Origin of the sequence: Bradyrhizobium hipponense (assembly GCF_008123965.1) — a bacterium.
Classification (GTDB): Bacteria; Pseudomonadota; Alphaproteobacteria; order Rhizobiales; family Xanthobacteraceae; genus Bradyrhizobium; species Bradyrhizobium hipponense.
Window position 1 is genome coordinate 138,098 of sequence record NZ_VSTH01000078.1, and the last position, 24,183, is coordinate 162,280.

The 24,183-nt window shown below is 60.8% G+C and carries 23 protein-coding genes; 9 read left to right on the top strand and 14 right to left on the bottom strand.

Going from position 1 to position 24,183, the window contains the following annotated elements; translation table 11 throughout:
• Positions 1-76: 76 nt before the first annotated feature.
• Positions 77-265, bottom strand: a complete 189-nt coding sequence (locus FXV83_RS23085; protein WP_148741668.1) for a hypothetical protein — start codon at positions 263-265, stop codon at positions 77-79.
• A gap of 1,047 nt (positions 266-1,312) precedes the next feature.
• Here FXV83_RS23085 and FXV83_RS23090 point away from each other — a divergent pair.
• The 3 genes from FXV83_RS23090 to FXV83_RS23100 all read left to right on the top strand — a co-directional run bounded on the left by FXV83_RS23090 (position 1,313) and on the right by FXV83_RS23100 (position 3,782).
• Positions 1,313-1,711 carry a hypothetical protein gene (locus FXV83_RS23090; RefSeq protein WP_148741669.1) on the top strand — a complete coding sequence of 133 codons (399 nt, stop codon included), beginning with the start codon at positions 1,313-1,315 and terminating at the stop codon, positions 1,709-1,711.
• Between the two features lie 457 nt (positions 1,712-2,168).
• Complete coding sequence (locus FXV83_RS23095) at positions 2,169-2,360, top strand: hypothetical protein (RefSeq protein ID WP_210250750.1); 192 nt, start codon at positions 2,169-2,171, stop codon at positions 2,358-2,360.
• A 384-nt stretch (positions 2,361-2,744) separates the two neighbouring features.
• On the top strand, positions 2,745-3,782 hold the full coding sequence (locus tag FXV83_RS23100; RefSeq protein WP_148741671.1) for a cytochrome-c peroxidase: 1,038 nt from the start codon (positions 2,745-2,747) through the stop codon (positions 3,780-3,782).
• Between the two features lie 22 nt (positions 3,783-3,804).
• Here the strand turns inward: FXV83_RS23100 and FXV83_RS42935 are convergent, their stop codons facing one another.
• Positions 3,805-3,966 carry a hypothetical protein gene (locus tag FXV83_RS42935; protein WP_187436093.1) on the bottom strand — a complete coding sequence of 54 codons (162 nt, stop codon included), beginning with the start codon at positions 3,964-3,966 and terminating at the stop codon, positions 3,805-3,807.
• A gap of 238 nt (positions 3,967-4,204) precedes the next feature.
• Here FXV83_RS42935 and FXV83_RS23105 point away from each other — a divergent pair, with 238 nt between their 5' ends.
• Positions 4,205-5,266 carry a hypothetical protein gene (locus FXV83_RS23105; protein ID WP_148741672.1) on the top strand — a complete coding sequence of 354 codons (1,062 nt, stop codon included), beginning with the start codon at positions 4,205-4,207 and terminating at the stop codon, positions 5,264-5,266.
• Between the two features lie 5 nt (positions 5,267-5,271).
• Here the strand turns inward: FXV83_RS23105 and FXV83_RS23110 are convergent, their stop codons facing one another.
• Positions 5,272-5,628: a methylamine utilization protein gene (locus FXV83_RS23110; protein ID WP_235940091.1), complete on the bottom strand. Its 357-nt coding sequence runs from the start codon at positions 5,626-5,628 to the stop codon at positions 5,272-5,274.
• Positions 5,629-5,838: 210 nt separating this feature from the next.
• Between FXV83_RS23110 and FXV83_RS23115 the strand changes: the two genes are divergently transcribed.
• From FXV83_RS23115 to FXV83_RS42940, 3 genes are all read left to right on the top strand, one after another.
• On the top strand, positions 5,839-8,784 hold the full coding sequence (locus FXV83_RS23115; RefSeq protein ID WP_148741674.1) for an EAL domain-containing protein: 2,946 nt from the start codon (positions 5,839-5,841) through the stop codon (positions 8,782-8,784).
• A gap of 534 nt (positions 8,785-9,318) precedes the next feature.
• Positions 9,319-9,483 carry a DUF2934 domain-containing protein gene (locus FXV83_RS23120; protein WP_148741675.1) on the top strand — a complete coding sequence of 55 codons (165 nt, stop codon included), beginning with the start codon at positions 9,319-9,321 and terminating at the stop codon, positions 9,481-9,483.
• A gap of 223 nt (positions 9,484-9,706) precedes the next feature.
• The gene (locus tag FXV83_RS42940) at positions 9,707-9,877 is read left to right on the top strand and encodes a hypothetical protein (RefSeq protein WP_187436094.1); all 171 of its coding nucleotides are present in this window, start codon (positions 9,707-9,709) and stop codon (positions 9,875-9,877) included.
• A 253-nt stretch (positions 9,878-10,130) separates the two neighbouring features.
• Here FXV83_RS42940 and FXV83_RS44190 read toward each other — a convergent pair whose 3' ends face one another.
• From FXV83_RS44190 to mobF, 6 genes are all read right to left on the bottom strand, one after another.
• Positions 10,131-10,472 carry a hypothetical protein gene (locus FXV83_RS44190; RefSeq protein ID WP_235940092.1) on the bottom strand — a complete coding sequence of 114 codons (342 nt, stop codon included), beginning with the start codon at positions 10,470-10,472 and terminating at the stop codon, positions 10,131-10,133.
• 51 nt (positions 10,473-10,523) lie between these two features.
• Positions 10,524-10,838: a recombinase zinc ribbon domain-containing protein gene (locus FXV83_RS44195; RefSeq protein ID WP_235940094.1), complete on the bottom strand. Its 315-nt coding sequence runs from the start codon at positions 10,836-10,838 to the stop codon at positions 10,524-10,526.
• Complete coding sequence (locus FXV83_RS44200; RefSeq protein WP_235940096.1) at positions 10,750-11,337, bottom strand: recombinase family protein; 588 nt, start codon at positions 11,335-11,337, stop codon at positions 10,750-10,752. The genes FXV83_RS44195 and FXV83_RS44200 overlap by 89 nt, the downstream gene beginning before the upstream one ends.
• 145 nt (positions 11,338-11,482) lie before the next feature.
• On the bottom strand, positions 11,483-12,028 hold the full coding sequence (locus tag FXV83_RS23130; RefSeq protein WP_235940097.1) for a hypothetical protein: 546 nt from the start codon (positions 12,026-12,028) through the stop codon (positions 11,483-11,485).
• A gap of 136 nt (positions 12,029-12,164) precedes the next feature.
• Positions 12,165-12,347, bottom strand: coding sequence for a hypothetical protein (locus tag FXV83_RS23135; protein WP_148741677.1), 183 nt, complete (start codon positions 12,345-12,347; stop codon positions 12,165-12,167).
• Positions 12,348-12,450: 103 nt separating this feature from the next.
• Positions 12,451-15,087 carry a MobF family relaxase gene (mobF, locus tag FXV83_RS23140; RefSeq protein WP_148741678.1) on the bottom strand — a complete coding sequence of 879 codons (2,637 nt, stop codon included), beginning with the start codon at positions 15,085-15,087 and terminating at the stop codon, positions 12,451-12,453.
• A 549-nt stretch (positions 15,088-15,636) separates the two neighbouring features.
• Between mobF and FXV83_RS23145 the strand changes: the two genes are divergently transcribed.
• The gene (locus tag FXV83_RS23145) at positions 15,637-16,056 is read left to right on the top strand and encodes a hypothetical protein (protein ID WP_148741679.1); all 420 of its coding nucleotides are present in this window, start codon (positions 15,637-15,639) and stop codon (positions 16,054-16,056) included.
• A 201-nt stretch (positions 16,057-16,257) separates the two neighbouring features.
• Here the strand turns inward: FXV83_RS23145 and FXV83_RS23150 are convergent, their stop codons facing one another.
• The 3 genes from FXV83_RS23150 to FXV83_RS23160 form a co-directional block, all read right to left on the bottom strand.
• Positions 16,258-16,515, bottom strand: coding sequence for a hypothetical protein (locus tag FXV83_RS23150; protein ID WP_148741680.1), 258 nt, complete (start codon positions 16,513-16,515; stop codon positions 16,258-16,260).
• A 325-nt stretch (positions 16,516-16,840) separates the two neighbouring features.
• Positions 16,841-18,394: a hypothetical protein gene (locus FXV83_RS23155; protein ID WP_148741681.1), complete on the bottom strand. Its 1,554-nt coding sequence runs from the start codon at positions 18,392-18,394 to the stop codon at positions 16,841-16,843.
• A gap of 360 nt (positions 18,395-18,754) precedes the next feature.
• Positions 18,755-20,389 (bottom strand): recombinase family protein, encoded by a 1,635-nt coding sequence (locus FXV83_RS23160; protein ID WP_148741682.1) that lies wholly within the window; start codon positions 20,387-20,389, stop codon positions 18,755-18,757.
• A gap of 958 nt (positions 20,390-21,347) precedes the next feature.
• On the opposite strand from FXV83_RS23160, the gene FXV83_RS23165 reads away from it, so the two are divergent.
• Positions 21,348-22,295 carry an MBL fold metallo-hydrolase gene (locus FXV83_RS23165; RefSeq protein WP_235940107.1) on the top strand — a complete coding sequence of 316 codons (948 nt, stop codon included), beginning with the start codon at positions 21,348-21,350 and terminating at the stop codon, positions 22,293-22,295.
• Between the two features lie 368 nt (positions 22,296-22,663).
• Here FXV83_RS23165 and FXV83_RS23170 read toward each other — a convergent pair whose 3' ends face one another.
• Positions 22,664-23,269 (bottom strand): ABC transporter substrate binding protein, encoded by a 606-nt coding sequence (locus FXV83_RS23170; RefSeq protein WP_148741683.1) that lies wholly within the window; start codon positions 23,267-23,269, stop codon positions 22,664-22,666.
• On the bottom strand, positions 23,208-23,546 hold the full coding sequence (locus FXV83_RS44950; protein WP_187436095.1) for an ABC transporter substrate binding protein: 339 nt from the start codon (positions 23,544-23,546) through the stop codon (positions 23,208-23,210). Before FXV83_RS44950 ends, FXV83_RS23170 begins: the two co-directional genes overlap by 62 nt.
• Positions 23,547-24,183 lie beyond the last annotated feature (637 nt).

Sequence of the window (24,183 nt, forward strand, 5' to 3'; positions counted from 1 at the left end):
TCAGCGTCCAGTGCGGAATGGCGGCCCCAGCCTGCAGCCCCCCGCTGGGGCCGTTTCGGAATTGCGAGGAGGCGGCTCAGACGATCCGAAGCTCCTCGATCGCCTGCTTACAAATCTGGGCCGGGTCTTTGACGCCGCCTTGTCCGATCTCAAAGACCTTCTTCGCAACCAATTCGGCGAGCGGATCGCCGCGATCTTGGATCCCGAGCCCACGCAAGGTTTGCTCATAGGCGGCGACAACGCTCTTGACGTCGTCTGCCGCCATCGCCTGCTTCTCCAGCAGTCGGTAAATTGCCAATCCCTGATCCCCCCGTGCATTCCCGCAAATTGTATCACGGAATGAGTATCCCCGGCGAAGCATTACGGGGTCACCCAGAAGGCTCTGCAACCGTTCGGGTTCGCTCTGACGGCGGACAAAGGCTCAAAGCCAAGCCTGCAGTCAGACCAGTCCTGGAGTATCCTGGACTAAATGTCGCGAGCAGAGTCGCAAGGGAGAAACCAGAGAGCGTGACAGCGCGGTCCTGCTCCGTATTCATCCTGGGTTGATGGATCGCTCCATCTCAACTAGGTCGGTTTTGCACTGTTTCTGACGAGTGATTTTAGATTCGCTACCGGCCACCTCCACTCCGGCGAGCCCGTTTTCTTCACCAACAGAGGCTCGATTGTGAACGCAGCCGCTCCCCATCCGATACTCCGAAGGAAATTGTTGTGGCCGCACCAATTTGCTCCGTCTGCGCCGTCGAGAGGGCGCCGGTCTTCTCAGAGCCGGTGACGCTGAAATGGGAGATCCGCTCCTATAGGTGCCCGATCTGCAAGACCGTCTTACGGCTGGTCGAACCGAGTGAACAGATTCCACGTCGGCGGGGAAAGCTGCCGCCGCGGCCGATCGAGTGACGGCCCAATCCTGCCGAGGGGCTGATACCATCGATTGAAGGCACCGGGGTTGAACGTGCAATTGCGAATCTGCAGCCCGATCTGCCGGTCACCTGCGAATCCGAGAATACCCTTGGCATCCCATTTGGATCGCGCCCGGCGAATCATGGAGCGGAGCTTGAGATCGTCACGATCTCGCGGCGGTACATTGGAACCGCCAGCATGCCGGCGGTTCAGCCCGAAGGTAATCCGGCTCCGCAAGCAGTCGCTGGCGTTCGGCGCCTGGTGGTCCAGGTGAGCTAAAGGCCTTGGACCACGGGATGTGCAGCTTGGGTCACCAGCATCTTTCTCGATGGCGAAGCCGGACGGTCCGAAGCCAAGGTCGCTTGCGAAGCTCGCTCAGAAGGATCTACGATGTCGCGCTATGGGGGAGGGGCGGGTGAACTTCCAGGTCACGGTGCTGAAGATCCTGGTGAGCTATCCGGGCGGCTTCGCGCCAATGGCGGATCTCAAGCGGGATATGGCCATCCTCGCGACGAGTGGACGCGACTGGGCCGACCGCACCAAGCGCTTGGCATCGCGGGTGCCTGATCTCGACATCTTCTCGCAAGCGCTGATCGAGCGCCTGAACGGCGGCTGGCGGATCACCGACGACGGCCGCGCCGTGCTGGACATCATGGAAGCGCGTGCTTGCGATCCGGAGCCGGCGAACAAAAACATGCCAGCCGAGCCGTCGCCGGCGCCCCCTGCGCTGCGGCTTCGCGTCAGGCGCCCAGGGCCGAAAGACCGGCAGCACCGCCGCGAGCCCGGGGAACGGACGCGGGCGAACGCTTCCTAACTCACCGGAGCGGTTTTCTGCCGCAACTCTGATGATTGCGGAATAGCGGAAGTTTTTTGGATGCGCGCCCGAGTTGCTGGTGCTTGGTCCGCCGATCAGTGGCAGGGCCTTGAGCAGCCGGCGGTCCATCAGCACGTGACCACCGGACCGTGAACAGCTCGCGCAGCCAAACGCCGGCGCGGGCTCGGTTGCTCGCAATGCAGTCGTGCGCGCAGCCGACGGCATCCTGCAAGGGACAGTTCGCCCTTTGGCGCGGCCGTCGCTCAGCATCACCTGTCTTTTCACTTGCGGTCGATCTCTGGTTGCGCTTCAATGAAAATTAATTCTGAACCAATTTCTATTGGACCATGTGTTTTCATTTGCCGGGCGCGGAAGCAGAGCGGCTTACGCATCTCTGCAAGACCCTGCGATGGCGGTATGTCGCCGAGCTGGTCCGGCTGATCTGGCTGCGATTTTCATGCGCGAAAACATGTCCGGACAGATCGAGTTTGAGCTGCTTGCCGCGGCCTGCGAGCTCAGGCGATCGCTCGATCATGTCATAGAGGTCGGGAAGCGCACGGGCGCGCCGCTCCGCGCCTTGTGGCTGATCGAGCGAGCCCAAGCGGACCTGCAAGCCTACATCGATGAGAGGAGGCCAAAACTTAACTAGAGGCAGGCGCCTCGGCAGCCCGTGGGAAGAGCTTTGCGCGTGCGTTCGCTCTCACGCCTGCAATGGCAGCAATATCGGAGCGTGTGCACATCACCGGGACAGTGGCACCCCTCGCAGACGCGCCAGTTCTATCACCGCGCGAGAGCACGATTGGGCCGTATTGGCCGGCCCCACGCGGCTCTACCAGCCCCCGACCTGACGGCGTCCTGGATGCGCCGTTGCCTGTTGGCAGTCGCGCGGATGACCCGATCATGTTACCTGTTGCAGCGCCTTTGCGGTCATCGTCTTCGGTACACCGCGTTCGTTCGGATCTGCCGTCAGTTATTAAGGTTTCGTTGACTAACACTTCATATACAGGGCCGGGTATTTCCGTCCGAGGAGCCGATGAAGGTCTGGGTCAGCCTGGCTTTGCTTGTGGCGTTTTTGCCGCTGGGCCAGCGTTTTGCCTTGAGGTCCGCCGAGAAATCAGGCGAGGCCGCGGAGATCCGCGCCAGCTATCGTCGACCCGCGACCATTCCTTTTCCGGATGACAATCCATACTCCGCGGCGAAAGCGGGTCTTGGGCAGATGCTGTTCTTCGATCCGCTGCTCTCGAGGTCCCGTACCGTGTCCTGTGCGACTTGCCACAACCCGTCGCTTTCGTGGGGTGATGGCCTCGCGCGTGCGATTGGGGAGAACCCGAAAGGCCTGCCGTTGCGTTCGCCCAGTCTGATCGATGTGGCCTTCAGTGAACCGCTGGGCTGGGACGGAAAGTTCAGCGATATCGAATCGGTGACTTTTGGTCCGATCACTGGCCGGGCGAATATGAACCTGACGGAAGCGGAGCTGATCGACCGTCTCTCTGCCGCACCGGCCTATGGCGATGCATTCGCAAGCGCGTTCGGAGACAGTGCGATTACGCGCCCCAGGATCGAAGCCGCCCTGGCGACCTTTGAACGCACCATTGTCGCTGGCGAGTCGCCATTCGATCGGTGGATCATGGGCGATGACGCCGCCATCAGCGCGCCGGCGAAACGCGGCTTTGAGATTTTCAACGGCAAAGGACGGTGCTCAAGCTGCCATAGTGGGCCGTCTTTTACAGATGGATCCTTCCAGGATATCGGCACCGCAACAGATGATGATGTTGGGCGTGGCCGACTGTTTCCGACATCGCAAAAGCTGCGATACGCGTTCAAGACGCCGACGTTGCGCGATGTCGCGCGCCGCGCGCCCTATATGCATGATGGATCGGTGGCCACAGTCGAACAGGTGATCGAACTCTATGACAAGGGCGGGATTGATCGCCCGAGCCGATCGCCTTCGATCCGGCCACTCTATCTTACGGCGGACGAAAAGTCCGATCTGATCGCCTTTCTTCAAACACTTACGGCCTCGTCCCCGACCGCGCCTTTCCCCGATGTGCCCGGACAACGAGCTCCCTGATGGGATCGGGCCGGGAAGGGCCTCAATGGAAGTGCGGCAATGCCGACCCCAACAGGCCAAAGCCGAAGATGAGAAGGGCGCCTGTCCAGGCCACCAGGGATTCGCCACGCACTCCGTAGCGCTTCGCGCCGCGGGCCAGCACCGAGCCCACCGCCACTCCTGCCGCGCTTAACGCTCCGAACATGGACTGCTCCAATTATCCGCTTGTCCCGTCCAGTACGCCGCTCGGATTGAAGACCCCTCCTCGAAATCCGTAAAGTTTGAAGGATTTGTGGGTGGCCTGGCCATCCAAATCAGCCCCGCCGCAGCCCCCATTAACCACCAAACAACCAGTGGATGCGACGGACGCCACAAAGCTTAAAATCTATGCTAAGGTGAATAGATCGTTAAGGCTGTGCTTTTAGGACGGGCGGTTGTTTGAAATGTTCAGGTCTCTGGGACGAGATGCCGTTTCGGCATCCCGAGGAATCTACCTGTTTGCCACGTCCATCGCCGGATTCTGCGTCTGGATTCTGGGGACCCAAGAGGCCGCGGCCCATGTCAAATGGTTTTGTGCCTATGACGCTGCGGGTCAGCCGCGGGGCCTTGAGAACGTTCTGTGCCAGGATTTTGAGCTGCTCCTGGGCGTTGCCTTGCTCTGGTTCTTTTCCGGCTGCGTGGTGGAGCGGACGTCGCTGGGCGAGCTGCTGGCGCGCTCGATGAACCGCTTCACGGCGAGCCTGGAGCTGCACACCGAGCTCATGATGCGCGCAGTCTGCGGGTTTTTCTTCATCTCGCTCTGGGCGGTCGGAGGTATCATCCTGACCCCCGAATTGAAAACGACTTCCGCGCTGGTCGGGCCTTTGCAGCTCGCCATCGCCGCCGGCCTGCTGTCGCGTCGCACGATGCCGCTATCCGCGGCCGGGATCGCGGTGTTGTTCGCGCTCGCCATACGGGACTACGGCACTTTTCATCTGGCCGATTATCCGATCTTTCTGGGCTTGGCGGCCTACCTCGCCCTCACCGGCCTCCAAAAGGACCTGTTCGGCGTTTCGCCACTCGATGTGGTGCGCTATGCGACCGCCGTCACGTTGATGTGGGCGTCGATCGAGAAGTGGGCCTATCCGGAATGGAGTTTCCCGCTCCTGATCGAGCATCCCGGCATCACGCTCGGATTCAATAACGAGTTCTACATGCGGGCCGCGGGCATGGTCGAATTCACCCTCGCTTTTGCCTTGGCCTGGACGCCGCTGGTCAGACGCGTTGCGGCGGCCATGTTGCTCGGCATGTTTATCAGCGCGTGCTTCGAATTCGGCAAGCTTGACGTCATCGGGCATTCGGCGATCATCGTCGTCCTGGTCGCAATCGTTTCCGATACCCGGCAGGCCGAGTCAGACCATCGCGCCCCACTGCTCGCCCCGGCGGGACTATGCGCGGCGCTGACGCTCACCCTGTTCGCCTACTATGTTGGCCACGCCGCGATCTTCAACACGACGATTCTCTAGGCCTGTTACTTGGTCACGTGCACGCCAAGCTTCATCTTGGGATGAATGCCGCACAGCACGGTGTAGTCACCAGGCACGGAAAAAACCACGTCGACTTGGCTGCCCGGCTGCTGGTCCCCGGTATCGAAATCAAAGCTGTCCGCGCTCAAATAAGCGTGGTGCAGGAGCTCGCCGTCGTCGTTAACGAACCGTAAAGTCTCGCCGCGTTTGATGATGACCTCTCTGGGCCTGAATTCTCGATCCCTTTGCGAGATCGTGTAAGGGGCCGCGCCCAAAGCGGCTCCCGCGAAGAGTCCCCCCACAATTGCGGCCGTGATCTGAAAACCGAGCTCGCCCGTACGCAAAGGGAAAAGCCTCGCCATTATTCAACCCCGCTGAAACTTCAACTTTACCAAGAATCCGTCCGGGCTCGGAGCTTTCCGAGCCGCGTGAGTACTCCCATACTTATCACAGGTTGATCTTAACGATTTCCGCATCCCTTGCAGTCATTACTAGGGAAATTTTAGGCGGGGCCGCTGGCTGTCACCGCGAGCTATGTTTTCGATTAGTTGTTTACAGCGAAAGACACCGTGATGAGTCCTTTCGTCGGCAGCGTTGCGCGTCAGCCGAAAGCGGTTCTCGAGACCTTCCGGTCGATAATCGCTCGGTTGTCGCGGCTTGTCGCGCGCGGTTCGATTAGAACCGGGATACTGATCTTCTGCCTTGCAATGAGCGCGATTGCGGCAGCCTTGGGAGGGTATGCCAGCCTCGGCATCCGGCACGCCGGTGACCTGGTTGCGAAAACCTTCGACGAGTCATTGATGTCGATCAACTACGCGCGGGCGGCTGGCGCCGATTTCGCCGGAATGCGGGTGGCATCTGCACAACGGCTGCTTACAAAAGACCCGGCGGTCCAGGCGCGGCTCGATGGCGAAATTGACGAATTGGCCAAGTCGCTTTCGGAAGACGTCACGATAGCTGCGGAGCGGTCACAGTCCGCACGCGCCGCAAAAGCAGCCGCCAAGGTCCAGGAGGCGGCAAATGCCTGGATCGGGCTTCATCGACGTCAATTTCAGAGGTCTACTGACGAAACTGGGAACGTTGAAGCGAGCGGTCGTGAGATCAACGGTGTTGATCCGTATTCCAACACTGTAAATCAGCAGATTGAATTGCTGGTGAACTATACGGCCGGGGATGGATTTCTGTTTCGCCAGAGAGCGCTTGCTGCGATCAAGCGGGATGTACAACTCAACGTGGCGGGGCTGACCGTCGCCCTTCTTCTGTCCGGCCTTTTCTCCTGGTTGTTGGCGCGGCGGATCATTGGTCCCGTCGCTATCGCGTCCAAAGCGGCCAAGGGCATCGCCGATGGCGATTTGAACACAAGCATTCCGGAGGGCAGCGGTGACGAGCTGGGTACGCTCCTGACCGCTATGGGCCGAATGCGGGACAACATCAGAGCGATGGTCGACCGAGAGGTGGCGCAGCGGCGTTCGGCGCAGGCGCGGCTTTCCGATGCGCTCGAGCACTCCCGTGAGGGCGTCGTGCTCCTCGACCAAAACGGTCAGATCGCGTTGGCCAATTCCAGAGCGAGCGAGTTCATTCGCTGCTCTCCCCAGCTTGTCCATCCGTTGCCGACGGCGCGGGCGCCCAGTGCCCAGCACTCAACGGAACTCATGCTGCAAGAGGATGCTAACGGCGTCGAAGGGGTGGAGAGCGAGGCCCAGCTCCCGGACGGAAGATGGCTGCGGGTCAGCCGCAGCCCGACTCAGGAAGGCGTCATTCTCGTCTATAGCGACATTACCGGTTTGAAGCAGCAGGAGGCCGAGCTGCATGCGACGAATCTGAGACTGGATGCGGCGCTCACGCACATGTCGCAGGGACTCTGTCTCTATGACAGAGAAGGAGGGTTGCAGGTCGTGAACCGGCGCTTCTGCGAGATCTTTGATATTTCGCCGGAGCTTGTGCTTCCAGGGATGACGTTCGAGGACGTCCTCCGCCTGAGTGTTGCCGCTGGAAATCATGGCAGCCAGACGGTGGCCGACCTTCTAGCGGAAGCCGAGGAGTTCTTGACCCGCCGGAAGGGCGGCTCCTACCTTCAGCAGCTCAGCGGCAACCGTGTCGTGTCGATCGCCCATCGCGCCACAACCGACGGTGGCTGGCTCATCAGTTGTGAAGATGTGACCGAACAACAAAGGGCGCAATCTCAAATCGCCTTCATGGCGCGGCATGACGCTCTGACCAAATTGCCAAACCGCTCTCTGTTCGCCGAGCGGATTGAGCAGGCTGTCGCAGAGGCGGGCCGAGGTGCAGGCTTTGCCGTGTTCTGTGTCGATCTTGATAATTTCAAGCAGATCAACGACACTCTGGGACATCCGGTGGGTGATGGGCTGCTTTGCGCGGTTGCGGCGCGATTAAGCGCGTGCGTCCGAGAGGGTGACACGGTTGCGCGCCTAGGGGGCGACGAGTTTGCGCTCATCCAATCTGAAGTCCGGAACGCTGACGATGCAGCGCACCTGGCGCGGCGTGTCGTGGAGCATGTCGGAGCGCCTTATGAGCTGAACGGACATCGGGTCATCGTCGGCTGCAGCGTCGGAATTTCCATGGCGCCGGGTGACGGCACGACGCGCGAAAAGCTGCTGAAAAATGCCGACATGGCGTTGTACCGGTCCAAAATGGACGGCAGGGGAACATGGCGGTTTTTCGAGCCGGCAATGGACGCAAGCCTGCAAAGCCGAAGAGCGCTCGAAACCGATCTGCGCGCGGCCATGGACAAGAACGAGTTCGATCTGTTCTACCAGCCCATTTATGATTTGCGCATGGACCGGATCAGCGGCTTTGAGGCATTATTGCGCTGGCGACATCCGGAAAGAGGGTTGGTGCCGCCCGATCAGTTCATCCCTGTCGCCGAAGAAATTGGCCTCATCACTCCGCTTGGGGAGTGGGTGCTCAATCGCGCCTGCGCGCAGGCGGCGAGTTGGCCGAACGAGCTCAAGATTGCGGTCAATGTCTCGGCCACTCAGTTTCGTGACCCACGGCTCGCAGCCGTCATCGCAAACGCCCTCGAGGTTTCGGCGCTGCCGCCGCACCGGCTTGAACTCGAAATCACCGAATCGGTTCTGCTTGGCAATAGCGCCGAAACCATTGCGACGCTGCATGAGCTGAAGGCGCGTGGGCTGCGCATCGCGTTGGATGATTTTGGTACCGGCTACTCCTCGCTCAGCTATCTGCGCAGTTTCCCCTTTGACAAACTCAAGATCGACCAATCGTTCGTCCGCGACGTGACGGCCAAAAAGGGATCAAAGTTGATTGTCAGAGCTATCACGAGGCTCGGCAAGAGCCTCGGTATGACGACGACGGCGGAGGGCGTAGAGACGATTGAGCAGTTGAACCAGATGAAGGCCGAAGGATGCAACGAGGCGCAAGGATACTTGTTCAGCCGTCCGGTCCCGGCAACCGAACTCGCATCAACGATCCTGAGTTTGAGAAACGGCCTCCAGAGCCTCAAGAGATCTGACTGGGGCAATCTGATCGCCAGCTAAGGCTATGTGTCGCATGCCACTGAAATCGATCATGGCCTCGGCAACTTCGCGGCGCTGCATCACTGACGATCCGCACCAGCCTGGGGCAGGTATCGGTCTTGGGTAGGAAGGTCGGGCGGCACAGGTGCGCTGTCGCGCCATCCTGTGCACTCACGCCGAGCACCGAGCGATGGCTCAACCCACAGCTTTCCTCTTGGTTAGCTTCGTCAACATAGTCTCCTCAAATGGTACCAGGGCAAGTCGTCAAGCACGCGTTGGCCTGCCTGGCTGATGCAGCCGCGCTACTCATCGCGAGTTGGAGTGTCATCGCGGCAATATCCCCTGGAGCGCGGTGCCCGAGCGGGTTGCCCCGGCATGTCCGTCATGGTGGAGTGCCCAGCAGGCGTTTATCGCTGCGCCATCCGCCAACGTAGCCGTCGTCCGGATGACGGCCATCCAGCTCTTTTACTGGTACGGCCCGACGGCAATGACGGGCTCGCCCGGAATGGCCGGCGTCTAAGAGCCCGCAGTTTAGCTTCATCGGGAGTAACGCACATGGCAGGTCCTCCGACTATAAAGGACATCGAGCGCCGAGCGTATCAGCTGTGGCAGCAGGCCGGAATGCCCGACGGGCGAGATCAAGAGTTCTATTTGGAAGCGGAACGACAGCTGAGGGAAGAGTTGGTCCGGCACGAACTCAGGACGCCGGATACGCTGTAGAACCGCGAGAAATCACGTTGGGGAGCGTTATCCGCTTCATCAATGCGGATTCCGCTCGATGCCATCCATCGTTGCGAGATGATCTCGCTCACCATTTCGATTTGGAGTCGCCACCGGTTCCGAGACGATCTCGCCCGGTAGTCCGGGATGACGTCGCTGGGGTGACGTGGCCTCTTCTGGCCCCATAGGGGCCTCCTTCCGGCGTTGCGAAGGGGGACCCTGGATGCAGACGAAGAGCCTTGCGATGCGCCGTGTGCGCGATGTGATCAGCATGAAGCCCGCTGGGCTTCCGAGCCGCGAGATCGTGCGGGGGATGGGCCTGGTGCCCTCGACAGTGCGGTTGATCACCCGGCGGTTCGAGGCTAGGCCTGAGCTGGTCTGCCCGACGAACTGATTGACGCGGCCGCTCTGGAGTCCCCCTGTTCGCAAGACCGGCAAAGGCAAGCATGCCAGATCACCTTCAACAGATCGCCGCTCAGCGGATCGCGCCTCGGCACTTCCCGCACCAGCAATGCCAGGCTTGCGACCGGGATTCTCCAACATCGGCCATTTCGCAGTTGTCGTCCGCGGCCTCGATAAGCTTGAGATCGGAATTTGGACCTACACCCGGAATGATTTTCAAAGACACCAAAAATTACCTAGCCATTTCAATGGCACAAGAGTTCGTAGTTTTTATTCGGAATGGCGCGCCACTCAGTACTCATCTGCGAACCCGGGACCGTGCCGTTCCGACTGGCCAAGACGGCCCTTTCGAGCACATCCTTGCTGCCCTTGATGCGGACCGCGGTGTCATCAACCTCGACCACGCTAATGAGAGACTGCAGGTAGGCTTTCCGGAACGGGATAGAGCCCGAGGCGAAGTTCTCTCGCATCGTGCGCCCGAACTGCTCCAGCAATGCTGGGGCGATCTGGATCGCGTTCGATGAGTGTGACTTGGCACGTTCGAGAGCGGCCTTTGAGCGATCCCGATCAGCCTTGAGAACGTTCAAGCGGTCCTTGAGGACATCATCGACTTCGGTGACGCCGTCTTCGATGAGTTTTTAAAGGCGCTTGAGCTTGTCGTCCGCATCGGTGACCTCCCGCTGGAGTGCCGTGATGCGCGCGTTCACGGCGTCTGCCTTTTCCGCGCGGCGCGAGGAAAGCGAGGAAAGGATTTCAGCCAGCCGCTCGGGCTGGAACAGTCGCTCAGTCAGGTGCGTCGTGACCAGCGTGTCCAGCTTGTCCATGCGGATCGACCGGCCTTTGCACACGGTCTTTCCCTTTCGATTACAGGTCGAACAGGAATAGTAGCGATGGACGAGGCCGGTCTTCGAGGTGCCGGTCCGACGGGACCGGCGAGCCGTTCCAGAAGCCATGCTGAGCGTTCGCTTTCATGTTTCTGATGACGTGCTTTGCGTTTTCCTTGGACTGATACTCGTCAAACAGTGCGATGACCTTGCGCATCTTCGCCTGCACGGGATCATCGTCATCACCAAGCGGCTGCGTGATCGAAACGAGCTTGACGCCGTGCTTGGCCAGCTTTCGCAGATAGAATTCCTGACCGAAAGCATCGCGGAAGAACCGGCTATAGCTATGCACCGCGATGACATCGAACGCATGCTCGCCGTCGCAGGCGCGCTCAATCATCTGCTGGAATATGGGGCGCTTGTCGTCGGTGGCCGAGGCGCCGGGTTCGATAAATTCAGCGACGGTCTGATGGCCCTTGGCCTCACACCAAGCGAGCATCTGCGCCCGCTGATCTGGAATGGAGAGATCGTGTTTTGCTTGCCGATCCGTTGAGACGCGCAAGTAGAACGCGACGCGGGACGCGTTGGGATCGATCGCGATATTCGGCTTATGCCCGTGTTTACTCATGTCACCGAGCCTCTTCATCTCTGACTTTCGCAGTTCCGGGAGGTGCTGCAAAGTCTATTTTTTGCAAGTCGAACACCGATCATGTTGGTTTGCTCGACAAGATTCGGAAATCAGAGTCTCCCGTGTTCGTGGGTAGTCAGAACTCTCAATGGCCGGCCTCTACCGTGGTGCCGTCATCGCTTGTTCGAGTCTTGCGGATCCTCAGCAGGAGCCGCGCCAGCCAGGCGCATACGCTGCGTTCAGTCACGGCTTTGCGGCCAAAGAAGACGAATTCGGGATTGGCAGCCGCGATGGCCGCCGCGTCTCGCACGCGGCGCGTCGCGCTCACGCGCTGCATCAGCGCCGTGATCTCCGGGTCGGCCATGATGAGTTTGGCGGCCTCCAGGGACTGTGTTGCAGCCGGCCCTCGCTGGAGAAGTTCAACGAACACGCGCAATTCGGGCTGGGCAGCAACGTCAGCAACCAAGGGACGCAGATCCTCATCAGCCAGGAGCAGTTCAAGGGCGCGATGGAAGACCGCGTCTTCGATCGCGATTGCGGCGCTGCGCATATTGGCACGCGAGCGATCGTCCTTGGGAACAGAGAGGTTCATCTGGCGCTTGCCGGCGTTTTCCTGCTTCTTGCGGTGCCTTTCCTTACGGATTGAAGCCTTCGACCTCTCGGTCCGGACAAAGGCCACGGCGCTCTTCATGCCGCCGGCCCGGAGCTCCTCGTCCGTCAAGGGGCCGACGATGGTATTGGGCTGCGCAGCCCGATCGGTGCCGCCGGCTGCATTGTCCGCGTCGTCAGTTTCATCAGAGTGTTGGTCAGGAGGGCACATGGCGTTACTAGTCACGCTCTAGGGGCGGGACCCCGACGGGCTTCCCGGCCTTCGGGGTGGAAACAGGCTTGGTGCCGGCGGGGGAGACGGCGTCCGCGATCAGCCGATCGATCAGGTCGCCCAGGTAGATCTGGATCGTGTCCAGCTCCCGCGCGGTCACAGGAATCCGCTTCGGTAGGTCGTCGAGCACGATCGGATCGTCTGGCGTCGCGCGTCCCGCGGGCCGGCGTGCCCGTTGGGGACGGTCGGCTGATGACGCGATCCGCGGCGGTTGCCGCCGTGTCTTTTGCGACTTAGCCACGGTCGTAACTCCGGGACCGGTCGTGCTCACGGATCCGGTCAGGCGTCCGTCCAGCCAATTCGAGGGCTGGATCGAGCGTCGAGGTCTTCACCTGGACACGGGACAATCTGGCTGCGAGCCAACTCAGGCGGGTCTCGGCCGAGATCTTCGCCCCGCGCCGCTCGGAGAGGGGGAGATCCAGCCGCGCCTGGGCCTCGCACTGCCGCGAGTCGGCGTAGATGCCCACGTGGTCCCGGGCTCTGGAAAAGGCCACATACGCGTCATGCCGCGTCATGGCGGGGTCCGCCCAGACGAAAGCCTGATCCGTGGTCAGGCCTTGGGCGCCGTAAATGGTTGTGCTGTAGGCATGCCCAAGCCGCGCGCGGCCATGCTCGTCGGCGAGATCGGAGACCCTGAATGACGCAAGTCGGCCATCGACCGACACGCGGATGATCGGATCGAGCGTGGCGGCATTCTCGATATCGGTGATGGTCGCCGTGGTGCCGTTGATGACGCCGAGCCCGTCATGACGGACCAGGAAACGCACCCGGTCGCCGACCGCGAATTCAAGCGTCTGACCGTGGCCCGACGGCGTCACCGCGGGGATGGCGATCTCAATGCCCCCGATCAGTCCAACGCGCTTCAGCCGCGCCCGCACCTCGTCGTTCACCGCGCGAATCTGAGCATTCGTCTTGGCGATCAGCAGCACGTTCGGGTTAGTGACGACGGTTTGGGTTTTCTCCCAGGCGTCGACCAGAGCCCTGACCGCTGCCTTTTCGCCAGCAGCGAAGGTCAGACAGCCGCGCTCATCGAACGCTTGCAGGCCCGCTTCGGCTCGTCCGTTTGCGAAATCAGTGATGGCCTCGCGCATCCAGCGCTGGCGCTGCCGAACGATCGTCTCAACGCGCGCGGTATCCGTGACGCTGGCGACGATGGAAAGGCCGCTGCCGCCGCCGATCGGCAAAAGTTGCCTGCGCTCCCCCACGCACAACAGCCTGGCGCCTGCCTGCACTGCCTTGCTGACGATTGCGTGCATCTGGCGCGACGACAAAAGGCCCGCTTCATCGACGATGAGCACCGTGTTGCTATCCAGGAACGGCTGCGTCGTTTGCGCCAGCCAAGAGTCTATCGCCCGCGATTCGATGCCGAGCGCCTGCCCTTCCAGAGCGATCTTCCAAGCCGTCGCGGCGAAAATCACGCGCCGGCCAGCATCGATGTGCGCGGCCACGACGCTGGCGAGCAAGTGGGTCTTGCCCGAGCCGGCCGCCCCCTCGATTGCCCCGATTGCGGCTGACGATGTCGCCGCTTGGGCGGCCCTGGTCTGCTCCTCCGAGAGTCCGCGTTCCCGGCACAGTCGCAGAACGTAATCGGGATCCGGTGCCGGCCGGTGCTCCCGTGCCAGGCGCTCGGTAAGGGAGACCAGCTCACGCTCAATCGCGATTTGCTCGGGCGTCGAATAGACCGCCTGCTGCAGGGCGTCGCGGCCGAGCTCGACGACAACGCCAGTTTCGATCAGGCGTTCGACTTCCACCTCGACCCGCGCGGCATCTACCCCCGTGCCCACGAGGCAGCTTGCCACCGCGGCATAGAGGTGCCGCTTTTCAAAGACGCTCTCGTGCTCGGTCAACTCGCCGGGGATCGCTGCCACGCGCTCCGCAATGATCTCTTCGCGCCTAGCTGGGTCGATCTCGCGGTACGTCCGCATGGACTCGACGAAACGATCGACCGTCAGAAATCGTCCGGCCTCGCTGGCCCACAGTTCGAAACGGTCGATCGTGCGTTCCTCGGTCTTCGACGACCGGGTCCCCAGCGCGATCGCCGCTGCCAGGGCCGGCGCCTCTGCGGTCGACAGGCCTTCCGCGGCAATCGCCTGCTCCACCTCTCTCCGGCGCCCGGACCAGTGATGCTGCAGGTCGCGGAATTTTCGCGCTTGTTCTTTTTGCTCCGCGTTGTTCTCCGGCGCGACGATCTCGAAGATGCCGTTCTTGCCGATCTCCCCGATTTCGAAACCAATTTTCTTCAAATTTGAAGAAAATGCGAGATGGTATAATGATCCGGCCGCCATCTTGTGAGCGAATAAGTGCCTCGCATCCAAGGCGCCCACGGTGCCGTCTTCACGCAGCGAAAAATTCAGCAGAATTGCGTGACTGTGCAAATTCGGGTCCGCGTAGACCTTGCCGTCATCGTGCTCGACGGGACGCGCTTCGCCATGCTGGAACGAGGCAACCGTCAGCGTTGCTCGTTCGAGCCGATGGCCGTTCTTGCCGCGACGGCAAAAGGCGGCATTCCTTTCGAGGAAAGCGATTGTTGCTTCACACGCTTCGTGCTGAGCCTTCTCAATGGCGCGCCTTGTCTCGTCGCTGGCGAGGGCATACGCAACGGAGACCGACTTGGGTGCTGACAGCGTGAGATCGATGCCGCCGACGCGCTTCTTCGTGCCGCCGCTATTGGACAGCAGCGGTTGGCCATCGGTGTCGAGGCAAGCGTGAAGGCGTTCGAAAAGCGTGTTGTCAATTTCTGCGCCATGCTCGACGCCGAAATTATTGGTGGACGAAATCCAACGGCCCGCAGGCTCGCCGCCGCCGAGATAGTATTCGGACTGCCGGGAATAATACTGTGCCGTTGTGCCAGCTGCGATTGTCGCAACCATGGAAGCCTCCATCGAAGGAGGCCATCTCGATCACGGATAGTGCCGGCGTGATTTGCATCGCAAAATTCGCATAGGCTTTGTTTTGCAATGCAAATCGATAGTTCTGAACTCGGCTGATGTCGCTGGATACTCCGTTAAACCTGTTGAAAGAAAAAGACACAGTGAGACGGCCTTCGCGCGCTGCTCAACAAGTCCGCCATCTTATTGTGAATACCTGATGGTACTCCTTCGAAGCGCGAGCACAGTACGTGGCGCGACGGGCCAGTAGGCAGTGGCGGAACCAGCTTTTTCATTGTTACGTCGCTCACTTTGGCTCGCGAGCCGGCCAGCATTTTCCATTGCATTGCAAATCACGGCCGCAACACCCCTCCTACATTCGCCCTCATTGCGGTGGCGACCAGTTAAGCGACCGCGTTAATGCAACGAGGGAGACTGCTAGTGCATCACGATCTGAAACGGCTGTGGCCCGCGCTCCGCGAGCTGCTGAGGGTTGCGGAACAGGAGAGGGTTCGGGGAAATCCCGTCACCCCGGCCTCGGCGATCAATGGCTTGGCCAACGGCACTTTTGGTTTCGCAGCCATGGTGCTGACGGTTGTCGCCTGTTGGGGCGTCTCTGGCATCCTGATGCTCAATCTTGAGGGATGGAGCTTGAATGCCCTCGAAACCTGGTTCGGTGGTTCGCCGGCTGGGCATCCCGATTGCTATCTGCGGACGACGTTTTGGGATTGGGTCTGCGTGGTTGCCGGTGTTGTCGTCGGCATTCGCACTGGCGCAGATCTCCGATGGTACGTCATCGATCATCAGGAGCCGGACATCGCAGTGCTCAAGAGGCTGCTGCTGCCGCGTATGACCCGGCTATTGCGCGCGGTTGTCATTACCTCCTTGCTGTCGACCTTGACCGCGGCCGTGATGGTTGATGAGCACGGAAGCTTCGCAAAGAGGTGCGCGTCCGTCTCGGACCGCTTCTGAGCCAAGGGGGGCGCGGCTCACGGCCGCGTCCTCTGCTGTTACGATCGCCTCCATCAAAGTAGGCCATCTCAATCACGCATAGTGCCGGCGTGATTTGCACCGCATTGCAACGCAAATTCACGATTATTGCGACTGAGCAATGAGAAGAGCCGGACGATTCCTCGCCGGGCTCTTCTTTCTTTGGGGGCGATGCTTCCGAAGTCAGGACTTCTTGTCGAAGAAGTCCGAGTTCGTGAGTTCGACCACCGCTTTTGTTGCGCCGTTCAGCCAGCCGGCCAGCGTCCGGACATCCTGATCGTGCAACACCGGCGGATTCACCCCGTCGAAGTGAAGGCCAATGATTCGCCTCCACATCTCAAGTGCCAGCTCTTCCGTGGCGCAGATCTCCATCAGAGGATCGAGAAGCGCGCGGCACTTCCGCACTTTGAGGGCGTCGTCGGTCTCATGGTCGGCACACATTGTGCTGAGCCTTTCGTTAGACTGGGATTCGAGTCCAATCGGTACCTACTGGCATCCGACCCGCGAACCCGATCGGTTAGCCGAACCGATCGACCGACATCCAAGACCTGAAAGGGCTTCCGTGAGTTGCATTGCAAAAATCGAGGCTTGCGAAAGGCTGAGACATTAACCGCACTAAAGCGAGCATCGGAAATCCCCGGCCGGCTTCCATCGGTACAGGCGGCCGGTGTCGCTCGGTATCCCTGGCCGACTTCGTCGGAATGCGCGCCAAATATTCGGAGCAAAGCGACGGCATCACTGATGCCGCCGCCTGGCCCTGGAGCTCTCAGAACCGTAGAGAGCGGGTCTCTTGGAAACGATCTGCGCGGGTTGCCCACCCTGCGCGCCGCTCCGCACTCAAATCCAGCAGCGGTCCGACGATGACGATCGTGTCGTTGTCGCGCAGAACGGCAACTGGATCGGTGGGGTTGTCATTCCAGCGGTATTGAATCTCAATCCCATCCGAATGTTGCAGCGCTTCCGCCGCAAAATCGAGCGTTTGGCGCCAAACAGCGACAGGAAATTGCGCCTTGATCAAGCGAGGTCCCGACAAGTCGTCGTTGGTCATGTCGAGTTCTTGAAGGCTCGCCGGCTCCTCGCTAACAACCTCCTCCATCAACCGTGCAACTCCCGCTGTCAACGTGGCCCGATGAAATCGTTTCAGTTCGCCGATCCAGCTTGCGAGATAGCCGAGCTCCTGCCTTGCCAAGTTGTCCCGGTGTATCCGATCGTCTCGCCAAATCGCTTCGTCCTCGAGGCCGATCCCTCCGGCAAGAAGCGATATGACGTCCGCTCGCGCAGTCACGGGCGGGCGTTTGATAATTGGAGCACGGAAATTCGGGAGTTCTCCCCGAAGCCCATCCGTGAGCGAACGAAACTCCTCGCGCACGAAATCAGCCTTGGTCGGAAAAGCGTGTTCGTCACCTTCGAACTCGCGAGTTCCGCTTCGCACGTAGCTGGGTTTCTCGCGGAGCTTCCATTCGGTTGCCTGGACGCGAAGGATGCCGAGGGTCTGCGCGATCCATAAGACGATCGCGTCGATCCTGAACTGGCCTCGCTGAAGCTCCGACCAGGCTCGGATCTCCTTATAGATCCGTTGCCGAATGCTGCGACGGTCGTCACTGGTCCAGGCGTTCAGGACTCTTCGACCGTTTGCAAAAGCAGTTCTCAATGTGACAGGTTCGGCCGGGTATGCGATCCAGGGTTCTCCCCCCTCACGCCGGCTGGCTAGAAGACCACGCGGCGCGACCAACATCCCATGGTAGTTATACAGGACGCTTGCGCCTTTTGTAGGGGCGTTATCGTCGAGTCGGCCGACCATCGGAGCGACGGCATCCACTCGCAGATCCTCGAACACGGTGCGTGCTCGCAGCCCCGCCGGTAGCCTGAGCCAGGCATCGACGACGGCCTCCGCGATCGTGCAATTCGCATAAAACGCGTCCCAAGCCTGCTGGCTTCGCAGCGAACGCGTTGCGCGAGGGCCGCTTTTGAATCGCGGCGGTTCAATCTCCGCGACGTATCCATTTTGCTCGAAAAGCGTGGTATGATGCGCGCTGTAGATGTGCATGCGACCGTGCAAAGTCAGTGCGCTTACCGGCTCGAGGCACCACCTAAGGTTTTCAGGGAATTGGCGACGAACGCGCTCCAGCAACTCGTCGCGCTCTGCGTCCGTCGGAAATCGATCTGGGTTGAAGAACACCGAATGAGTGTACTCGGCATCCCAAGGCCGCGGCGGCTCGTCGAGATGAAGATGAGCTGGGATTTCAGGACCATCAACATAGTCGGTGTCTTCGCTGCCGCCGAGGGTTGAGGCTGCTCTTCTCAGGACTTCCAGGCTCATCGTTCCGTCCGCTTTTGTATAATGCTTCTAGCAATTGTTCGTTGGATGTCAGAGTGGCTGCCTTCATTCCGACCGCGCGTAACCGGACCGCACTTCGATCCGCTTACATCGGCGCGTGGAGGTGCGAGAACTGGCAGAACCGTCCTGAGCTTTCAGGAAACAGGGATAGGCCAGAAGGTTTGAGCTCGCGTGAACGCCTTCGCCTCAAACCGAAGATAAAAGCCGTTAAAATTGCAGCTATTGCAAACCGCCGCGCTGAACCGACCAACCCGGACGATACCCGTCAATGCGCCACCCCGCACGCTCTCTTCCATCCGGCTCACTTCACGAGCTAAGGGCTCCGCCCTCCGAAGGCAAAGGTCACACGTTCGAATCGTGTCGGGTGCGCCACTTCGGTACAAAACTGGGCACTCCAAAACCTGGCGTTTTTGCGCTTTCAGCGGCGACGAGCGTGCGCAGCAGTACGCTTTTCGACCCCATGATGCGAACTTCTTTCGCGTCCACCTCGACGCGCTGAGCCAGGGCGCGGACGTGATCGCGACGGTAGCCGCCCGACTCAATCCTCATGCGCCTGCGGGCCTGCCTGGCGAAGGTCTTCAAGGCCTGCGGTGTGACGCTCGGCCCGAGCCGATCGAGCGCGCCCTCGGCCCGCTCTGCGTCGGCGCCGGCCTGGTCGCGGACGGCCTTCAGCTCGGTCACGCGCTCCTTGAGCAGCGGATCGGACACGTCGGCGATGCCGTTTTCGATGGCATCGTACAGCCGCTTGAGTTTGGCTTCCGCTTCGGCCGCACGCTTGCGCAATTCGGCGATATACGACGTTCGACGCGTGGCACGTTCCTCACGACGGTCGAGCACGCGTGACAGGATGTGCTCGAGACGTTTGGGCTGCAAAAGACGGTGCTCGATGTGTTCGGCCAACACACTGTCGAGCTTTTCCATTGGAACAGTCCGACCCTTGCATCCGGTCTCGCCCTGGCGCGCTTTTGTCGAGCAGGTGTAATACTTGTATCTCCCGCTCTTCCCGGTTCGTAGCGTCATCGCGCCACCGCAAGCGGCGCAGAAGCAGATGCCGGTAAGGAGGGGCGGGCCGCTGACGACGCGCGGCGCGGTTAGAGCGGGGCAGCGCGTCTTGAGCAGCGTCTGCACGGTCTCGAACTCGGCCAAGTCGATGATCGGCGGCACCGCCATTTCGACCACCTCGGCCTCCGGTTTGCGCTCGCGCGTTTTCCAGTATTTGGTGTTGAAGCGGTGGCGGCCGATATACGTCGTTCGTGTGAGCACCTTGTGCACGGCGTCGACGCCCCAGCGTCCGCCGTCGCGGGTTCGGATGCCGGATTCATTCAGATGTTTGGCAATCGATTTGACGCCCATTGCCCCCGATGAACCGTTTCCCTCGCGCGCCAGGCGGAAGATCAACTGCACGGTTTCGGCCTGGATGGGATCGATCTCCAGTGTCTTCTTCGTGCGATGGCCGCGCTGCTCGGCGGCCTCCACGATGCGGTAGCCGATCGGCGGCAGCGCGCCATTCCAGAAGCCTTGACGCGCATTCTCGTTCATCGCCCGCAGCGTGTGCTTGGCATTCTCCTTGGACTGGTATTCGTCGAACAGCGCCATGATCTGGCGGATCATGTTGCTCATCGGATCGTCGCCGAGCTCCTGGGTGATCGACACCAGCCGCACGCCGTTCTTGGCAAGCCGGCGGACGTAAAACTCAAGCTGGAACTGGTCGCGAAAGAAGCGGCTGAAGCTGTGGACCAGGATCACGTCGAACGTCGGCGGCTTGGTGGTCGCCGCGTCGATCATGCGCTGGAACTCCGGCCGCCGATCGTCGGTCGCGGAGGCGCCGGGCTCGACATAATCGGCAACAATCTCCCAGCCGCGGGAGGCGCAATAGCCTTTCGCTTGGCGGCGCTGATCTGGGATGGAGAGATCGCTATCGGCTTGCCGTCCCGTCGAGACCCGCAGGTAGAGCGCCGCCCGAACCGTTGCAGCCATGGTGATTCCCCTAGCACTTTCCAAACAACTCGTCGAACAGATCACCGAACCAGGCTTCGAAGACATCGATCTCGGCTTCGGTCACCGGCACGTCCTTAGGCCAGTCGTCCGTCACCGCCAATGTCACCGAAGCGCGCTTCGCTCGTCGTCGACCAGGACGCGCGGGCGCACGCGCATAATCGTAGAGATCGTCAAGTGGGGCCCGGTCCGGCGGACGCCGTAGCTGCGATTTGTGAGGGGGAGCCATGGCGCCACTGTGGCAAGCCTGACCGATCCACAGAACAGCCGATGTCCACGCCAAGTCACGCCGTAGCCCTGCGAACTCGCACTTTCTCTGCAGCATGAGCGCGATCGCGCAGAGCAGGCTATGAACGCATGGAAGCAAAAGAGCCGGGCCAGCGGAGCGCAGTCAAGGCCGCGAGCCGGCGGAGCCGGTCGCGCGCAGCGCGAGCCTTGACGGCGCTCCGTTGGTCCGGCAGCGGCCTCCCATGCGATCTTGGCCGGACATCCCGCCGAGCACGCGCAACAAGACGCTATGCTGCGAACTATGGCGCTCGGAACGTTGATTTTGAATGCTTTCTCGGTTCGAGCGGCACCAGGCCAACTTCATGCGGTGCCGCTGCAGTGCCACTCAAATCAATGTGCAGACAAACACTTACGACCCCCGACGGCCCGGAGCGACACCGTCGCTTTTATCTTGCCGTCAAAACTGCGCTCGGCCCCGCTCGTCCCGAATGAGACTCGCTATAGTGTCCAGCCCGGAATAGCATGCCTCTAATCCTCGGTGTGCGAGCTGCCAGACGCTGGCGTGTTCGGCACCCCAACGCCTCCGCCCTGGAGTGTGTGTCCGTGACGCCTTGCGGCAGCAGAGGCCACGCAAAAGGAGGATTTCGTCATGTTAATTTGCCAGTGCAACGCAATGCGTCGGCGTGATGTTGTGTGCGGCGGCGGCGCTGCCATGTTCACCGCGATTGTGACGATGCTGATAGGCGGCGCGAAGCCAGTACGCGCTGAAACGATCTCGGGCGCGGTTCCGGAAATCGACCGGGTAGCCATACGTGTCATCGTGGACAGCTACCAATTCGCGGTCGCGCCCAGCCGGAAGGTGACCGATGTCGACATCGAACACTTCGGCTGGGGCATTGGCGGCGGCAAGCCGCCTGGTAAAACGCTGATCAGCGAGTTCGGCCTGTCGATGCACGTCGAGTCGCGGCGCGGCACTGAGGTACGAAATGTCTTGATGGATTTCGGCTTCACGCCGGACGCGCTGATCAACAACACCGATCTCATCGGCATCGATCCGGCGCAGCTCGACGCCCTCGTTCTGAGTCACGGTCACTACGATCATTTCGGCGGTCTCGCCGGCTTCCTGCGGCACAACAAGGGCAAGCTGAAAGCCAAGCTGCCGATTTATGTCGGCGGCGAGGAGGCGTTCTGCTCGCGCGAGTGGACGGCCCCGCCGGCGCGCGGCGACTTCGGCACCTTGGATCGCAAAGCGCTGGAAAACGCCGATCTTGCGGTCACATATGCCGAAGGACCGGCGCTGGTAGGTGGTCACGGATTCACCACGGGGCAGATCGGCCAAGCGAGCTTTGAGAAGCTCCTGTCGCCCAGCGCCATGAAGATCGGAGTGGACCACGGGATGGGCTGCTATGCCGACCGGCTTCCGGAGGACGAGCGGACAAAGACGGTCACTCCCGACCAGTTCCGGCATGAGATCGCCGCCGCGTTCAACCTCAAAGGACGCGGGCTTATCGTTTTGACTTCATGCAGCCATCGCGGCGTGATCAACGCGATCAAGCAGGCCCAAGCGGCTTCCGGGATCAACAAAGTTCACGCGGTGATCGGCGGATTCCACCTCGCCCCTATAAGGAAGACTATGTACGCGACACGATCAAAGCGCTGAGGGAGATCGATATCGACTACGTCATCCCACTGCATTGCACCGGCGAGTCGTTCTACGAGATCGCCAGGGCCGAGATGCCAAATAAGCTCCTGCGCTCCTACACGGGGACACGCTTCGTCTTCGCTGCCTGAGCAAGCAAGCTTCAAGTTGTCATCGCGCCGATGGCCGGGAATGAGTGCGTTCGTCGGTCGCAGCGCGATTTCGAGTGCTGCTTCATAGCGCCACGGCGAAGCAATAGTGCCCATCTTCATCGGCCGTGGCGCGCCACTTCGCCAGAGCACTACGGGGCATCCTGCCAGCGCCGATTTCACGCGGTTCTTTGCCGCTCTTCGGCCGGATATGACGGTCACCACACAACTGCGATACGGTCACTGGATAATTTGATCCGCCTGCGCGAGTACTCGAGATGGGACGGTGACGCCAAGTTGCTGTGCGGTTTGAAGGTTGACCACGAGCTCATGCGACAACGCTGCCTCAATCGGTATGTCGCCTGGATTGGACCCTCGGAAGATCTTGTCGGCATAGCCGGCCATGCGTTGCGTCGCGTTGCGCAGACTAGTCCCGTAAGCGATCAAGCCGCCCGCATCGAGCATCGATATTGGAAAGACCGTGGGTAGACGGTGGGCCGCAGCCAAATCCGCTATCTGTTTCCTGCAAGCCTGGTTGATCGGCTCTTCAAGGACGACTAGCGCCTGTGCGCGCTCGCGCTCCATTGCCGCAAAGGCACTCTCGTAATCCGGAGCAGGCGCCTCGACGCGGATCACTTGGGGGCGGAGTTGCAAAGCAAGCGTTGCTTCCCGGTTCGAATTTGACATGCAGTCAGAAACGCCGAGATCGCTAAGGATAGCGACACGTTCAAGGCCAGGAATCACGGCGCTGAGAAACCGCAATTGTGTTGCGGCCTGCTGCGGGTCAAAAGGTAGTGACCCCTGTAACGTTTCCGCCGGGATGCGCGAGGTTCGTGGCCAATCCATCTCCGATCGGCTCGACCACAACCGCGAATACAATTGGTATGGTCGAGGTAGCCTTGCGAACCGCTCGCACCGTCACCGCTCCAATGACGGCGATAAGGTCGACACCCAGGCTGACCATTTCGGAGGCAAATTCAGGCAGCCGCTGCAGTTGTCCTTCGGCTGCTCGTATTTCAAAGCTGACGCCTTCGCCTTCAACCCACCCCAGGTCCCGGAGTCCCGACTTGAAACCATCCATTGGGTAGGCTGAGCCGGCAACGATGATGCCTATGCGCTTCATGGGTGCGGTTCTCCTGGGACGAATTCGGCAAGGATAATAACACGCGCGAGCGAGAGCAGCACCTTGGGTGATTAGACCCAGCCACCGAGGGCGACATAAGCGGTTCTTGGCACATTGTGTCCGTCGCCGGGTTCGATCGCAGCGGGCGCTCTGAAGGGGGGACGGGGCACCCTGCCGTATCGGCACGACCGGCCGCCAACCAAGCATAGCGCGAACCGCATCCCGCCGCAGCTTTGGCTATTGGAGCGCACGGCAGGCTTAGAAATCATAGTGCCACGGCGAAGCAATAGTGCCCACCTTCATCGGCCGTGGCGCGCCATTCTGCGAATTTGCGCGATTTCATTCCCTGCCGCCGGCAAGCGCCGCATCAAGCCGCCGACAGCCTCACGTGGAACTTGCTGCCGGTTGCCTCGGCATAGCGCAGCAGGGTGGCAGCGGCCTCCCATGCGATCATGGCCGGGCATCTTCCCGAGCACGCGCGGCAAACCGCTACGCTGCGATGCGTGGCGCTCGGCATATTGATTCCAAATGCCTTTTTCATTCAAGCGGCACTGAAGCGCTTTGCACGGTGCCGTTGCAGTGCCATTCAAAACAACGTGCAAACAAACACTTACGACCCCCGACGGCCCGGAGCGAC

Excerpts from the sequence above, each read along its gene's own strand:
- FXV83_RS23085 (WP_148741668.1), bottom strand. The coding sequence starts at position 265 with ATGGCGGCAGACGACGTCAAGAGCGTTGTCGCCGCCTATGAGCAAACC.
- FXV83_RS23095 (WP_210250750.1), top strand. The coding sequence starts at position 2,169 with ATGCGCGAAAACATGTCCGGACAGATCGAGTTTGAGCTGCTTGCCGCG.
- FXV83_RS23100 (WP_148741671.1), top strand. The coding sequence starts at position 2,745 with ATGAAGGTCTGGGTCAGCCTGGCTTTGCTTGTGGCGTTTTTGCCGCTG.
- FXV83_RS42935 (WP_187436093.1), bottom strand. The coding sequence starts at position 3,966 with ATGTTCGGAGCGTTAAGCGCGGCAGGAGTGGCGGTGGGCTCGGTGCTG.
- FXV83_RS23105 (WP_148741672.1), top strand. The coding sequence starts at position 4,205 with ATGTTCAGGTCTCTGGGACGAGATGCCGTTTCGGCATCCCGAGGAATC.
- FXV83_RS23110 (WP_235940091.1), bottom strand. The coding sequence starts at position 5,628 with ATGGCGAGGCTTTTCCCTTTGCGTACGGGCGAGCTCGGTTTTCAGATC.
- FXV83_RS23115 (WP_148741674.1), top strand. The coding sequence starts at position 5,839 with ATGAGTCCTTTCGTCGGCAGCGTTGCGCGTCAGCCGAAAGCGGTTCTC.
- FXV83_RS23120 (WP_148741675.1), top strand. The coding sequence starts at position 9,319 with ATGGCAGGTCCTCCGACTATAAAGGACATCGAGCGCCGAGCGTATCAG.
- FXV83_RS42940 (WP_187436094.1), top strand. The coding sequence starts at position 9,707 with ATGCAGACGAAGAGCCTTGCGATGCGCCGTGTGCGCGATGTGATCAGC.
- FXV83_RS44195 (WP_235940094.1), bottom strand. The coding sequence starts at position 10,838 with ATGGCTTCTGGAACGGCTCGCCGGTCCCGTCGGACCGGCACCTCGAAG.
- FXV83_RS44200 (WP_235940096.1), bottom strand. The coding sequence starts at position 11,337 with ATGAGTAAACACGGGCATAAGCCGAATATCGCGATCGATCCCAACGCG.
- FXV83_RS23130 (WP_235940097.1), bottom strand. The coding sequence starts at position 12,028 with ATGAAGAGCGCCGTGGCCTTTGTCCGGACCGAGAGGTCGAAGGCTTCA.
- mobF (WP_148741678.1), bottom strand. The coding sequence starts at position 15,087 with ATGGTTGCGACAATCGCAGCTGGCACAACGGCACAGTATTATTCCCGG.
- FXV83_RS23150 (WP_148741680.1), bottom strand. The coding sequence starts at position 16,515 with ATGTGTGCCGACCATGAGACCGACGACGCCCTCAAAGTGCGGAAGTGC.
- FXV83_RS23155 (WP_148741681.1), bottom strand. The coding sequence starts at position 18,394 with ATGAGCCTGGAAGTCCTGAGAAGAGCAGCCTCAACCCTCGGCGGCAGC.
- FXV83_RS23160 (WP_148741682.1), bottom strand. The coding sequence starts at position 20,389 with ATGGCTGCAACGGTTCGGGCGGCGCTCTACCTGCGGGTCTCGACGGGA.
- FXV83_RS23165 (WP_235940107.1), top strand. The coding sequence starts at position 21,348 with ATGTTCACCGCGATTGTGACGATGCTGATAGGCGGCGCGAAGCCAGTA.
- FXV83_RS23170 (WP_148741683.1), bottom strand. The coding sequence starts at position 23,269 with ATGGATTGGCCACGAACCTCGCGCATCCCGGCGGAAACGTTACAGGGG.
- FXV83_RS44950 (WP_187436095.1), bottom strand. The coding sequence starts at position 23,546 with ATGAAGCGCATAGGCATCATCGTTGCCGGCTCAGCCTACCCAATGGAT.